This window comes from Reticulibacter mediterranei (assembly GCF_016587455.1).
Genome location: NZ_BNJK01000002.1, coordinates 544,567 through 557,997, shown reverse-complemented (window position 1 = coordinate 557,997; position 13,431 = coordinate 544,567). Strand labels below are relative to the sequence as shown.

The 13,431-nt window shown below is 50.9% G+C and carries 10 protein-coding genes; 5 read left to right on the top strand and 5 right to left on the bottom strand.

Translation table 11 applies throughout. The annotated features are described in order from the left end of the window. Positions 1-4: 4 nt before the first annotated feature. Positions 5-622 carry a TetR/AcrR family transcriptional regulator gene (locus tag K3T83_RS40675; protein WP_220208865.1) on the top strand — a complete coding sequence of 206 codons (618 nt, stop codon included), beginning with the start codon at positions 5-7 and terminating at the stop codon, positions 620-622. Between the two features lie 58 nt (positions 623-680). Here K3T83_RS40675 and K3T83_RS40670 read toward each other — a convergent pair whose 3' ends face one another. Further along, the gene (locus K3T83_RS40670) at positions 681-1,856 is read right to left on the bottom strand and encodes a hypothetical protein (RefSeq protein ID WP_220208864.1); all 1,176 of its coding nucleotides are present in this window, start codon (positions 1,854-1,856) and stop codon (positions 681-683) included. Positions 1,857-2,356: 500 nt separating this feature from the next. Here K3T83_RS40670 and K3T83_RS40665 point away from each other — a divergent pair, with 500 nt between their 5' ends. Continuing rightward, positions 2,357-2,644 (top strand): hypothetical protein, encoded by a 288-nt coding sequence (locus K3T83_RS40665; protein WP_220208863.1) that lies wholly within the window; start codon positions 2,357-2,359, stop codon positions 2,642-2,644. Here K3T83_RS40665 and K3T83_RS40660 read toward each other — a convergent pair. Further along, positions 2,637-5,042, bottom strand: a complete 2,406-nt coding sequence (locus tag K3T83_RS40660; protein ID WP_220208862.1) for a serine/threonine-protein kinase — start codon at positions 5,040-5,042, stop codon at positions 2,637-2,639. The genes K3T83_RS40665 and K3T83_RS40660 overlap by 8 nt on opposite strands. Before the next feature lie 568 nt (positions 5,043-5,610). Between K3T83_RS40660 and K3T83_RS40655 the strand changes: the two genes are divergently transcribed. Then, a complete protein-coding gene (locus tag K3T83_RS40655) occupies positions 5,611-6,711 on the top strand; it encodes a peptidoglycan-binding protein (RefSeq protein ID WP_220208861.1) in 1,101 nt (366 codons plus the stop codon). A gap of 248 nt (positions 6,712-6,959) precedes the next feature. On the opposite strand, the gene K3T83_RS40650 is transcribed toward K3T83_RS40655, so the two are convergent. The 3 genes from K3T83_RS40650 to K3T83_RS40640 are packed head-to-tail and all read right to left on the bottom strand — an operon-like array spanning position 6,960 to position 10,846. Then, positions 6,960-7,421 carry a hypothetical protein gene (locus K3T83_RS40650; protein WP_220208860.1) on the bottom strand — a complete coding sequence of 154 codons (462 nt, stop codon included), beginning with the start codon at positions 7,419-7,421 and terminating at the stop codon, positions 6,960-6,962. Between the two features lie 55 nt (positions 7,422-7,476). Continuing rightward, complete coding sequence (ppsA, locus tag K3T83_RS40645; RefSeq protein ID WP_220208859.1) at positions 7,477-10,119, bottom strand: phosphoenolpyruvate synthase; 2,643 nt, start codon at positions 10,117-10,119, stop codon at positions 7,477-7,479. Positions 10,120-10,150: 31 nt separating this feature from the next. Next, positions 10,151-10,846: a TetR/AcrR family transcriptional regulator gene (locus K3T83_RS40640; RefSeq protein ID WP_236065179.1), complete on the bottom strand. Its 696-nt coding sequence runs from the start codon at positions 10,844-10,846 to the stop codon at positions 10,151-10,153. A 262-nt stretch (positions 10,847-11,108) separates the two neighbouring features. Between K3T83_RS40640 and K3T83_RS40635 the strand changes: the two genes are divergently transcribed. Together K3T83_RS40635 and K3T83_RS40630 are read left to right on the top strand one after the other, a co-directional pair. Beyond that, positions 11,109-11,480 (top strand): nuclear transport factor 2 family protein, encoded by a 372-nt coding sequence (locus K3T83_RS40635; RefSeq protein WP_220208858.1) that lies wholly within the window; start codon positions 11,109-11,111, stop codon positions 11,478-11,480. A gap of 313 nt (positions 11,481-11,793) precedes the next feature. Beyond that, positions 11,794-13,425: an ABC transporter substrate-binding protein gene (locus K3T83_RS40630; RefSeq protein ID WP_236065178.1), complete on the top strand. Its 1,632-nt coding sequence runs from the start codon at positions 11,794-11,796 to the stop codon at positions 13,423-13,425. Positions 13,426-13,431 lie beyond the last annotated feature (6 nt).

Sequence of the window (13,431 nt, the reverse complement as noted above, 5' to 3'; positions counted from 1 at the left end):
TTCAATGGAGCAAAAGAAGGATGCACGTCCGGTGCCGCGACGGGCGCGAGGTTTACAACGCATGGCCTCTATTCTTGCTGCGGCTGAGATAGTTTTTGCCCGGATGGGCTATGAGGAGGCCACCACCAATCACATAGCGGCACAGGCCGGAATCTCACCGGGTTCGCTCTATCAATTTTTCTCCAACAAAGAGGAGATTGCTCAAGCACTGGCGACTCGCTACACTGAGGAACTGCAAGAGGCGCACGCCATTATTTTTTCGGTCGAGGCGGCGGCGCTTCCCCTCCCTCTCTGGCTGGATCAGATCTTTGATACTCTGGTCGCGTTTCACCTCTCTCATCCAGCATTCCACATCCTCCTCAACACTCCCATCTCCTCGCGTGTGACGAGCCTTGTTCGGGCACTGCCGCAGCAAATGCAGGAAAACTTTGACCTCGGCATTGAGAGGAAGGCACCAGATCTTTCTGAGGCGCAGCGCAAATTGAGCGCCCTGATGACCGTGCAGATCTTCAAGGGCACGCTCCTGCTGATCTTCCAGGCAAACGAGGAAGAGACGAAGCGGCTTGTCAATGAACTCAAAACAGTTGTGCGCCGCTATCTTGAGCCGCTGCTTGATAGATAGAACAGATGGGAAATCGAGGAAACGCTCTTTGTTAGTTATCTCCCCTTCTTGATGCTGATCACTGTCCAGCTTGCCTTGCCCGTTGAATAGCTCGAAAAAGTGGCTCTTCAAGTTCTATATGTCGGTGCGTCCATCTGACCAACGTGTGGTTAGCTGTTCGAATCGCACGAGTATAGCCATTGCCTTCTAGAGCCGCGTGAATTTGTTGCTCAGTATATCTCTGTCCCCGCCAAAGAGTTCTAGCTTGTTCAGCTTGATTACGAGCGTTTAGCCATGTTGTTTGCGATGCCTCAACTGCTTCAGCGGCAGTATGGTACGTTTGAAAAATTCTTCGTACATCTGCACTTGAACGTGAATACGTATCTACATCAATGTCTCTTCTCCGATTAATAGCTGCACGAAGAGCGTCCTCAGCGGCTACGCGCCCTTGTTCATGAATACCTAGCTGCGCTACGGCTCGGTCAATACCTGCCTGATAATACTCAAGCCTCTCAGTAAGGTCTGCACCAGTATACCCTCGTCCCTCATAATGCGTCCACCATTGGTCATATAGAGTCTGAGCCTCTCGGCGCAATTGTGCATACGCATTACAATCTGTGTCACGTTGATTATACTCAATATACCATGTATACACATCTCCATCCACACGAGAATAATATATGGCCATTTCTGTTTCCAGATCTGTAAGCGCATTTGCCTCCAGGCTATTATTCCTCCTCTGCCCTTCGGCTAGCTCTTGCACAACACCTTCCACATCCTTTTCGGGATTTTGTAGACGGTTTAGGAAATCGTTTATGAAATCCTCTTTTGAGAATGCTTTGCCTGTCGAGGAAGGGATATTAGAACCTTCATCTCCGATCTCAGTACCGGCTTGGGATAGGCTATCTGCGTGAAGAGTATATACGTCTTCTTTACTGACCTCAGTACCGGCTTGGGATAAGCTATCGGAGTGATCGGGAGACTCCTTGAGGTATCCCATATGTTCTAAGCGCAATTGTTGGAGCCTGGTAAGCGCCTGGTTATCATCCTTACTCCGTATCTCAATCGGATACTGCATTAATCGCTTTTTTTCCAGACTGGTAAGGAAAGAATTATCGTCTTGCGCTTCGCTTTTTGAATACCTGATGAAGTCAAATGTTGACTTTTGAGAGCCTTTTTGCGCGCTCTCTCCAGGACAATCTAGCAAATTTCTCTCCAGCTTGGGTGTTTGATGGAATTTGTTGTCCAATGGCATATGTTTCTCCCCACAGTTTGCTCATTTTTTGGTCAAATCCGCTTGCGAAGCTGAATGTGATTGCTGAGTACGCTCCAATTTCGCTTGAACAAACTGGCTTGTGCGTTGGCTTCACAGTAAACTAGCGAACGGAGGGTTTCTCCTTTGTAATAAATGTAATATTCTTATGTAAAGCATCTATCTTAAAAGCACTAAAACACTGCGCTACATCATACTACTAACACTTTGCCATTTTATATCCTACATCAGGGATCGTAAGGTGTCAATGCTAATAGCCTATATTTATGGAAAAAAACAATGAAGCTTGAGGAGAACAATGTTGGGCCAATGTGTTAGGGAAGTAAGCAATGAGTGATTACTGAGTGCCATCTGTTGATCTTAACGTTATATTACGTAGTGAGAGAGAGGATGTAGCACGAGCAGTGGTTGCGCGCCATCTTCGAGGATGCTCCATGCCGGTGCGCTGGTTCCTTCTGCCAGGGTGGAGGGGAGTATTGGGCTTGCGACTCGGACCACGACCGTCACCTGATCTCATTCTCGGCTGGCGGATCGCCTCAAGGCAATCCGAGGAGGTCCGTCTCGAACAGCACTCGGCACTCATGAAGGCTCGACTCACCTTGCATCTTTCAAGCTCGCCGGCAGTCTGGAACACAAACGTCCCCTACATACGGCCCCTGGCACGCCCGCTTTGGACCGTAGTTGGCGTGATTCATCGACGAATAGTTCCCTATCTCCTCAGACGCGCTGCATCCCTCCCACGGCCCGCGACGCTCTCAAGCGCTAACTGACAGAGATCGTGATATCCTGGGCGCGAGCCGGGAGCACCTGTTTCCCGGTGCCACCAGAGAGCTTGATCTTCGCTACGCTGATACTGGTCTGCCCGTGTAGCCAGGTTTCGGCTGCGCTCATGCTCTTTCCGGCAAGCTGGTTAGCGATATTCTTTATAGCGGCATCATCGAAATAGTAGCTCCCGCGCGCCTGCGCCTGTATCTGTATCACAATCGTTCCCTGATCATCGGCAACCCGCTGCTGTTTGAGCGTCGTTTTGACGGTGTTGATGGCGGTATAGTGCGCCGTCTTCATCTCATCCCTGAGCAGGCTGGCCGTCAACATGCTGGCGCGGTCATAGTCGTAGAGATTGCCGCTACAGGTAAACCAGACGCTCACGGTGACGTTAGCGGCTTGCTCGTTGGCCTGATGATTGGCCTGCTGACCGGGCGTGCAAGCTCCCTCGCCCACAAGCCGCTCGTTTGCGGAAATCTTCGGCTTCAATACCTGCGCCGGGGCTGGCGCATTCGCCTGTATCAATGCAGCAGCGGTGGTGTCGATATCGCTCTGTTGCACATACATATACGTTCGCTCATCAACGCCACCGGCAAACGCGGCGGGATTGGTCGCGCTCCAATTGGGTGCTGTGGCCGCACCAGCCGTTCCACGCACCACAAACTGTCCGGCGGCGATATTGCCAGCTTTGCCAACTTTGACGACATGGACGGCAACGCTGGCCTGTACGTGTGATTGTACAGCTGAAGCTGCCGGCACAACCAGCGGGGCATTGAGTACCACCTGAGTAGCACCAACCGTTCCCAGCGTGTTGGCCAGGACCGTACCAGCGGGAAAGGCAAGCGGGACGAGGGCGGTATTATCAAACGTGAGGGTGCCGGTTGCCGCGACGCCCGTTCCCGGCATGACGCGCTTGCCGCTCGCCTGGGCCGTCTGTGCCTGGGCTGGCGTTGTAACCGTGAGGACGCGCGCCTGCACCTGATGCTGTGTGGCGTGCGGCGTGCCTGTAACGGCGGAGAGGCTATAGGTCTTGTTCCATTCTTTTTGTTGGGGCGTGATGGTAATGTTCGCCGTGAGAGGCAGCGGCGTTGGCGTCGGGGTGGGCGGCGGCCCGAAGAGACCTCTACCAGTCACAAGTGGAAAGGCAAAGGCCAGGCTACTCACAAGCAGGAGAACAAGCAACACGGTGGCAATCACAATATTACGCTTCATCGGCCCGGTCGCATCCTGCCAGAGCGCAAGCGGTTGCAGCTTCCTATTGCTCTCGATGGGTCGAACGTCGGGCGCGAAAGGCCATGCATCCGCCTCATTATCTATAAGGGTGGATAGCTCTTCGTCATTTGAGGCAGCGACCTTCGCGCTCTTATCGGTATCAGCAAGCGGACCGCTCTTTTCAGGTGTGGCTGGAACGCGCAAAAACGGGTCCGTTCTGTCTGGATCATCCTGTGCAACACCTCCAACATCAGGAAATGCAAGTTGTTCGATTGAAAATTCGGGCAAAGCGGAGGAATCGCCGGGTGCGTCTTTTCTGTCGGTGATATCGCCCTCATCCTCAGCAACGGGGGCATTCAGTACGTCAGCCGGGACAGATTGAGTGAGGGCAGCGGCGAAGTCCTGAACTGAGGCATAGCGTTGGGCGGGATCTTTCGCCAGCGCTTTGATTAACACGTCCTCAAGCTCGGAGGTGACGGCGGGATTCTTTTCCTGCAACGGAGGTGGTGGCGCATAGAGGTGCTGATTGCTTAACTCGGCAAGCGTTCCCTGAAACATCTGCTCCCCGGCGAGCCATTCATAAACCACTACAGCGAGCGCATATTGATCGCTGGCTGGCTGCGACTTGCCCACAATATGCTCAGGAGCCATATACGCAAGCGTGCTAGCTCCCAACTGCGATCCCTGCGTGATGGAAGCGGAGGAGATCAAAGCGAGGCCAAAATCGCTGAGCAGCACTTGCTCATCGTCACCAGACAGCATATTCTCAGGCTTGATGTTGCGGTGAATGAAATTTCGCTCATGGGCATACTGCAAAGCATCGGCAAGTTGATTGATATAGCGAACAACCAGTCCCAACGGGAGGCGGCTCCCCTTTGGATAGCGCTGGCGCAACGTCCCGCCCGGCACATAGTTCATCACCACATAGGGATACCCTTGCTCATTGCCCCAATCCAGCACGCGCACGATCCCGGGATGATCGAGTTCTGCAACTGTACTCATCTCTTCGAGAAAGGCAGCACGCTCTCGTGCCACCAGCTTTGTATGTAACATCTTTATCGCAACCTGGGAGTGCTGTTGGAGATGTTCTCCCAGATATACGACAGTGGAGCTTCCCTCACCCAACTGGCGCAGGAGCCGATAATCACCAATTTGTTGACCAGTACGATCATCTATATCCGTACTCTTCACATGCATGCCCTTTTTTTCAGAAACTCATCTCATTTCATTTCGTAGTGGAGCGATGTATCGCGGTGAGCTGTCTCCCAGGCGCTTCCACCCGCGCGATACATCGCTCCACTACGAAAGAGGTTCCGATAAATTAAGATATGCCCTTGTGCGCGTGGAAAGACGCACAACCCAATCAGGAGACAAAAAAATAGCAATTTTGGCATATATGTCAAAAGTATAGTCCAGTTGACAAAGGACAGGCAAGAGCATGTGCCATTCTTACTAGAGGTAGAGTTAAGCTAGAGGTAGAGTTAAGGTTGCTGTCACCAGCCGCAAAGTAGCAATGGGTGGCCGTTGGCTCGGAGAAGAGACAGCAGATGAGGGAAAAAAGTCTCCTGGCCAAATTTGGGGCCAGAGAGGGAATAAAATGTCTGGTGCATACGAGCTCAACAGAATATAATTGAATTATCCTTTCTTTCTAGAAAGTGAGAACGAGAGCAAAACCAGTAACTATCTTCCCTATCGCATTTTTTCTTTTTCTTCTGCATCAGAAAAGCTTTCATGATTCTTCCATCTCAAGGAGATATTTATGCTCAAAAAAGTTATAGCTACCCTTTCCCAGAAGTTCCTTCTGGTTCTGGCCGCTCTTTTGCTGGCTGCGGGCACGGCGGTGACCTTTGTAGAGACTCCCTCTGCCAGCGCGGCTTCCGCTAGCTGCCCTCCTCAGATTAGCTATGGGTCCACCGGCTCCTGGGTGACGAAGTTGCAAAATGATCTTAAGACGAAGGAAAATGCTAACCTCACTGCCGATGGCATTTTTGGGCCTAACACCCAGAGTGCTGTCGAAACCTGGCAAAGCAGTCATCTTTCCCAGGTGAAAGAGGTTGACGGAATCGTGGGTCCGCTCACCTGGGCATCTCTCAATGAATGTGGCAGCACCTCTGTTGGTACTGTCAGCACCCCCTCTCGCAGCGGCACCACCGCAGTTGGTACTGTCAGCACCCCTTCTCGCAGCAGCACCATCACCTTTAGCGCCGGGGGATATACCTTGACCATCGAGCATGCTGACGCCTCCTTACAAACACGTGTTGCTGAGATCGAGTCTATCTTTCAACACAGTTATCCCAAGATCGTGCAGCGCTTCGCTCTTAGCCCTACTACTGCCTCTAAACATGTCACTCTGCTGTTTGCTACAACCTATAATGGTTCTTCGGTTAGTTTTGCTGAGACCTACTGGAGCCAGAATCTGGTGGTGGCTAATCCTGTTCAAGTCATGGCATCCCCCAGCGGGATGGGTTGGGTCACACACGAGTTCACCCATACGGTTCAGAAATACTCGGTTGTCTGTGGCTCTGGTGGGAATGGGGGAACTGACTGGGTAGCTGAATCGCTGGCTACCTATGGTGACTGGTCGTATTCTCCGATAGCCAGTTACATGACCTTTACGGACCCCAGAGCCCCGCAATCGACCGATAGCTATAAAGAAGGCTATGGCATTGGCGCACGTTTCTTTGTCTGGTTGCAGCATCGCTACTCTCCTTCTTTGCCCGATCAGGTGAATCACGGCTGTCAGAGAGGGACGACTGCGGAGTCAACGTTGAAGTCTGTGACTCATAAGACGGTGGATCAACTCTGGGCGGAGTATGCAGCTGATAGATCCTTTACGATTGCGCTACCATTGAACGGCTAATCGCGCTATCTGGCATCATGGCAACACCAGGAGGGCCTGTTCCTCCTGGTGTTGCCATGTGTGAGATGTCAACCAGTTTTACTGAATGGGAAAATGCTCCATGACCTGCGAATAGGCGTCTTGTGCGCTTGCGAGGAAAAACGAGAGTCGATTTCCAGACAAATCTATGCTCAAATGAAGAGATATCTGACAAAGAGATACTAATTATAGAGGTGGATAGCAATTCCAGATGCGGCCTGCGTCAAGTTTTATGAGGTTCTGAACAACCCGATTACCATAAGTGCGACTGACACAAACTGAATCACAGCGCGAAATCTGTTCCTGGTTTGCAGTTTCCGACGCCACTTCCGCAACCCGGTCGTATCGCTACTTTCAAGAACATTATATATCTTTTTGTACGTCGGTAAGATGAGGAGCTTGCTGACAAACATCGAGGCTGCAACAGAGACGAGAGCACCCGCAGTGAACCACCAATTGGAGAAGCCAAAGATGATGAAATAAGGAATCAACGCGATTATTTGGAGCGTTGAAGTGACAAGTTGATACGGCGACCTCTGCAAAGACGTGTGCAATTGTTTGACAAAGCTTTGGAATACAGCTTCATCCATAGTGTTCATCACTCTTTGGAGAGACCCGGCAATGAAGGCCAATGTATCGGCACTGGCGATGTTAAGAACAAGGATCAGGATTTCAGTAAAGGCTCTGGTCATATACATGCTCCTTTCTTTTAGAAACCGATCTCTTCATTTGCAAGAAAACCACTCTTCACTCTTCCAGTATTTCCACATAACCTTTCGTGCCATTTACCCGAATCCTTTGTCCATCTTGAATCAGCCTGGTCGCATTTTCTACACTTACGACTGCGGGAAGGCCGTACTCCCTGGCGACAACGGCCCCATGAGTCATCATCCCGCCTACTTCCGTCACCAGACCTTTAATCGATACGAACAGTGATGTCCAGCTAGGGTCGGTAAAGGCTGTGACCAGTATATCGCCCTCCGAAATCACGGCCTCTTCCAGTTTGAGGACGATCCGCGCCCGCCCTTCAATGACCCCGGATGAAACAGGAACACCCATCAAAGCACCCCTGGGGATTTCGCCAGTGTCGTACTCACCCGTAATAATCTCACCATCAGATGTCATCACACGAGGAGGCGTCAATTTCTCAAAGATCTCGTAATCCGCTTTTCGCTTTGTGATGAGGCTGTAATCCAGTTGGTATGTGCTGGCAACCTTCCGCAGTTCCTCAAAGGTGAGATAATAGATATCCTCCGGCTCTTGAATCACTCCTTTCTGTACCAGTAAGGCCGCCTCTTTCTTTAAAGCCTGCTTATACACATAAAAACGCTGCATCATGGCATACTTCGGATATTCTCGGAAGCCGACAAAATTGCGAAACACGCTGATCATCTTCTTTGTCTTTTTCGCCTTTCGTTTACCGCCAGGCAGACGTTCTATCCTACCGATCAGTTCCTGTATCTTCTGTGCTACTTCCAGCCGTTTCTGTTCAACTATCATCTGGTGGGAACCAGGCTCGAAATTCTTGATATTATTGAGGATCATGGGAATCAGTAACGTCGGCTTCTCGGCCCATCGTGCCCTGGTAATATCAATTTCGCCAGAACAGCGCACGCCGTACTTGCTGAGATAGTTCTGGATGGCATCACCAACGGCCTTGCCACCATCCAGCTTCTCCAACGCCTCAAAAAAGGTTGCATCGTCGGCATGTCGAAAATATGCAAGCACCGCCGGATAGCGCCGGACAACGTCAGCCACATCTAAAAGCTCAAGCCCCATTTCCGTAGTGACATTATTGGATAATGATTGAGAAAGGACATTGGTAACATTCTCTTCATCCAGCCATTGCTTCATTTTTTTGCTTAGTCTGCTTGGGGCATAGACTCCAACAATGCCCACGCCATAGTTGTCTAAAACAATCGTCTTGTAAGCCTCATCCATATCTTGCAAAATAAAATCGAACAGGCCGTCTCCTGATCTGCCCTTGATTCTCTGCGCCACATCCTGCGTCAGTGCGTCATTTTTCGCGATCATTCTTTGGATGAGATCAGCATCATTTTCCCGATAGATCTTCATCGCCTGAAGCAGCCCAGAAACCATCTGTCCGGTTGTGCCACCGTTCAAGCCCAATGTTGTCTTTCCGTGAGGCAATGATTTGATGTAATCTTTCCTTTTCAGGACATTGGAGAGCGCATTCTGGATCAACATGTCTACTGAGCCGAGGCCGCTTTTCACAAAAATCTTTCTTGCCATTGGCGAAGCAAGGTCGTAGGAAACGTCCATATACATCCTATCGCCAGCCTCGACTGTTGACGCGCCAAGCTTGCTCAGCCAGATCGGGAAGAAAGACAGACCTAATGGCTTCATAGCATCTGTCATCATCTGCTGATGGCCGAGCGACATATAGATATGAAGTTTTCCATCGTTCACTTTCGGCACAGGATACAAGGTGGTAATGGGACGGCTCTGAAGGATGTACAATTGGCCCTCAGAAAGACACCATTCAATGTCCTGGGGGCGGCCAAAATGCGCCTCAATCCTTCTGCCTGTTTTCTCAAGCTGCAAAATCTGCTCATCCGTGAGCGTTTGCATATTCTGCTGCGCTGACCCTATCTGCTGTTCCTTCGTGCCTCCCTCTTTTAACGCATAGATTGCCAGCTTTTTCGTCGATATCTTCTTACTGACGATCTTGCCCTCCTGTACTTTATACAGATCGGCGTCCACCAGACCTGAAACCAGCGCCTCGCCAAGACCGAAGCTGGCATCGATGGAGACAACTTTCCTGTTTGACGTAATCGGATCAGCGGTAAACAGAATTCCTGCTGCCTCTGGGAAAACCATTTTCTGGATGACGGCAGACAAATAGACTTTGTTGTGGTCGAAACCATTCTGCATGCGGTACATCACCGCCCGCTCCGTAAAGAGTGACGCCCAGCACTTGCTGATGTGTTTCAGGATGGCTTCCTTACCGAGAATATTTAAATACGTATCCTGCTGACCTGCAAAGGATGCCATTGGCAGATCCTCCGCTGTAGCGCTGGAACGCACAGCATAGGCATGGTTCTCTCCCAGTTGTGCCAGATGGCTGGTAACAACCTCATCAATATCTTTTCCAATGGCTGTCTCGTCGATGACGCCGCGTATCTTTCCACTGATTTCATGAATCCTTTCCCTATCCTCCACTTTTAGAAGAGAGAGTTGTTCCAGCAGTACATGAAACTCCGGTATTTGTCCAATGATTTTTTTATACGCTTCGGTCGTGACGCAGAAGCCCTCTGGCACTCTTATCCCATCAATTCTGGAGAGTTCCCCCAGGTTGGCACCTTTCCCCCCAACCATCGCAAGCTTTGTTGTATCAATTTCCTGAAAGCCAAGTACATATGATTTCATACCTTTTCTGCCTTTCCGTCCCGCTCTCACATCATGCGAGGAGGTCTTGCCATCGCAAGAAATCTTCTCTCCAGGACTGCCGCAAACCCCCTGGCTTCATGCCCAGCACCCGCTCCAGCGCATCAGCCGTCGCTTCGCCCATCTGGACCAGCCGCTCGGTATCGGGATGCACGCCATCCTCCGCTAAGAGCAGTTCAACGGCGACATAACCAAAGTCTTCAAGTAGAGAAAAGATCATTCTCGCTGCCTGATCAGGATAAGGTGTGGTGAACACACCTTCCGCGACTCCTTCACGAATAATCTGCGAGAGCCAGGGAGCGAGCCGTTTGACGCGGGCCTGGTAGAGTTTCTGGCGAAAGAGGGCGTTCTCATCGGCGTACCAGACGCGCATAAATGCGAAGACCGGATCCAGGTTTTCTTGTTTGTACTGGTTGAGCACGGCAAAGACACGCCGCAACTTGTCCTGAGCGGACATTTCGCGATCGGAGACGATGGGAAGCACAAGTTGCTCGGCTTGCTCTCCTGCGCGTTCCACCAGCGCCATCAGCAAGGCTTGTTTGGACTCAAAGTAGTGATAGAACGCGCCCCTGGAAATCTGGAGCGCCTCCAGGATGTCCTGAGTCGTCATCTGCTCATAGCCTTTGGTTGTGATGTAACGCTGAGCTACATCCAGAATGGCGTTGCGCTTCTCGGCATATTCATGGGCTTTGACACTGCGGGTCATCATACTTCTCTTTCTTAAACCGACAAACGGTTTATTTATAATGAGAGTATAGCTGACAGATAAATCGTTGTCAATTGGTACATTCGCCAACATTTAGAACCCTACGTCTTTTCGTATGTGGCTGATGCCATTCTTACTAAGCACGCCAGCCAGACCTATGCTAAGAGCATTGAAAATGGGTTGTAAATCTTGCTGTCAGCCGCTTATAGTGTGGATATGCCAACGATAATTGATGCATCCGGCAAATTTCGGAAGGAAGATATCTATGAGCCATACTACTGATGAGATTTTGCAAGCTGAAGAGCGATTGCGACAGGTACTTTTAGAGAACGATGTGCAGGCGCTTACACAGTTATTACATGATGACCTTGTGTTTACCGATCAAAATGGAGCAGTATTTAGCAAACAGGATGACCTGGACTCGCATGCATCAGATGCAGTCAGAATGACCGAATATGAGATCCTTGAAACGATTGTGCGGTTTTATGGAGAAATAGCTATTTCGGTTGTTAAAGAGCATCTGGCCGTGATTGTGCAGGGAACTCCGGTCTCCGGCGAATACAGATATACACGCATCTGGCTGTTCGACCAGAACCGTTGGCAAATTGTGGGAGGGCAATTCGGCCCCATTGCATAGAGGGTCCAGGCCGTTCTATAGAGACACAATGTACACAATTATTCCGCTAGCTTGACAAAGCCTATAGTGCATTGTATGGTTGTAGTAAACAATTTCCATATCCATTTACCCGCTGTGGGCGCTCTTGTTCAAGTATTGCGTGGTTGCTCTATCTCTTAATTACCTGCGGTTGTGCGGCGAAGTGTAACATATCCCGTATGTGCCAGTATACGCTAGAACGTTACATTTTATGATAACCAGCAGGTATCCAATTTTTGGGCAGCTATTGATGTGCTTACCTGTGTCCGATCCGCAAGCAAGGAGGATCAACCTTATGAACGGCCCCCTGACTTATGCTATTTCAAGCCCTATTTCTCTCTCAAGATCTCTTGCACGCGTCAACATCCCTCGCTCCTCAACGCTGCTTTTCACCTTTGCACTTATTTGTATGCTCATGCTGGCAGCCTGTGGAGGAGAGGCGAACCAGCCCAGCGCTCCGACGCAGGCGAAAGCTGGTGGAGATATCAGCGTTGGCCTGAACGCGGATGTGGTAACGCTCGATCCCCTCAAATCAACGGCGCTGGTGGATCGGCAGGTGATGTTGAACCTGTACGATACGCTGGTGAAGATCAGCCCACAAAACACTATTTTGCCCGATCTCGCAACCTCTTGGACATATAAGACGCCGACGCAGTTGCTCTTCACCCTACGTACTGATGTCAAGTTTCAGGATGGCACTCCCTTCAATGCCGATGCAGTTGTCTTCAATATCAAGCGCATCCTCTCAACACCTTCCTCGCCTCGCTATAGCGAGATATCGAGCATTGCATCGGTCGAAGCAGTGGACGCCTCTCACGTGCAATTCACGCTCAAGCGAGCCTTCACACCCCTGTTAGCGACGCTGACCGACCGCTCCGGTATGATGCTCTCACCAGCCGCAGTCGCCAAGCTGGGAACTGGACTGAGCAACGGACCGACCAACGTTGGCAGCGGCCCCTTTATGTTTGGCGACTGGGTTAAAAACGACCATCTGACGATCAAGCGCAACCCCAACTACTGGCTCAAGGACGATCAGGGCAATACCTTACCCTATTTGCAATCGATCCGCTATCGCCCCATCACCGATGGCACCGTCGAGTTCTCCAATCTTCAGACAGGCACGATCAACGTCGCCGATACGGTCGATCCCAATCAGGTTGCAACGGCGAAATCCAGCTCCAACCTGATCTACAAACAAGCGCCGGGCCTGGGCTTCATTGGCGTCATGCTCAACACCAAAACTGCTCCCCTGAACAACGTTCATGTGCGCCGAGCCATCCAATGGGGAGTGAATCGCGAAGAGATTGTGCATAATGCCCTGAAAGATATCGGTGTCGTGTCGCAAAGCCCCATCTCGCCAAGCAGCTGGGCCTACGACAAGAACTTCGCGCCATATAGCAACAACGTCGATAAGGCAAAGGCAGAGCTTGCCCAGACTGGTCTCTCCGGCAACGTCTCCTTCACGCTACTGATCCCCAGCGGCTCCCCGCTCAATACCCAGATAGCACAGTTTATCCAATCGGAGCTACAACCAGTCGGAATTATGGTCAATATCAAGCAAGAGACGTTTGCCACCCTGCTCAGCGATACCACCGCACATAATTTCCAGGCTGCGCTGCTTGGTTGGAGCGGACGACCCGATCCTGACGGCAATCTCTATTCGTGGTTCCACACTGGCGGCGGCAATAACGACATGCAATATAGCAATCCCCAGGTGGACAAGCTGCTCGAAGATGCGCGCACTGTTAACGATCAGGACAAGCGCATTGCAGATTACCAGCAAGCAACGCAGCTTATCTTGCAGGATGCTTCGTATGTGTTCATCTATCATGCCGTCGTGGTGCAGGCATCGACCACGAATATCAAAAACTTTACGCTGCTGCCAACGGGCATCCTAACATTCGCAAACGTCTATGTTGGCTCATAAGGAGAA

Bases quoted from the DNA above. Each gene is read 5' to 3' on its own strand.
- K3T83_RS40650 (WP_220208860.1), bottom strand. From the start codon at position 7,421: ATGACCAGAGCCTTTACTGAAATCCTGATCCTTGTTCTTAACATCGCC.
- K3T83_RS40635 (WP_220208858.1), top strand. From the start codon at position 11,109: ATGAGCCATACTACTGATGAGATTTTGCAAGCTGAAGAGCGATTGCGA.
- K3T83_RS40630 (WP_236065178.1), top strand. From the start codon at position 11,794: ATGAACGGCCCCCTGACTTATGCTATTTCAAGCCCTATTTCTCTCTCA.
- K3T83_RS40655 (WP_220208861.1), top strand. From the start codon at position 5,611: ATGCTCAAAAAAGTTATAGCTACCCTTTCCCAGAAGTTCCTTCTGGTT.
- K3T83_RS40670 (WP_220208864.1), bottom strand. From the start codon at position 1,856: ATGCCATTGGACAACAAATTCCATCAAACACCCAAGCTGGAGAGAAAT.
- ppsA (WP_220208859.1), bottom strand. From the start codon at position 10,119: ATGAAATCATATGTACTTGGCTTTCAGGAAATTGATACAACAAAGCTT.
- K3T83_RS40640 (WP_236065179.1), bottom strand. From the start codon at position 10,846: ATGATGACCCGCAGTGTCAAAGCCCATGAATATGCCGAGAAGCGCAAC.
- K3T83_RS40675 (WP_220208865.1), top strand. From the start codon at position 5: ATGGAGCAAAAGAAGGATGCACGTCCGGTGCCGCGACGGGCGCGAGGT.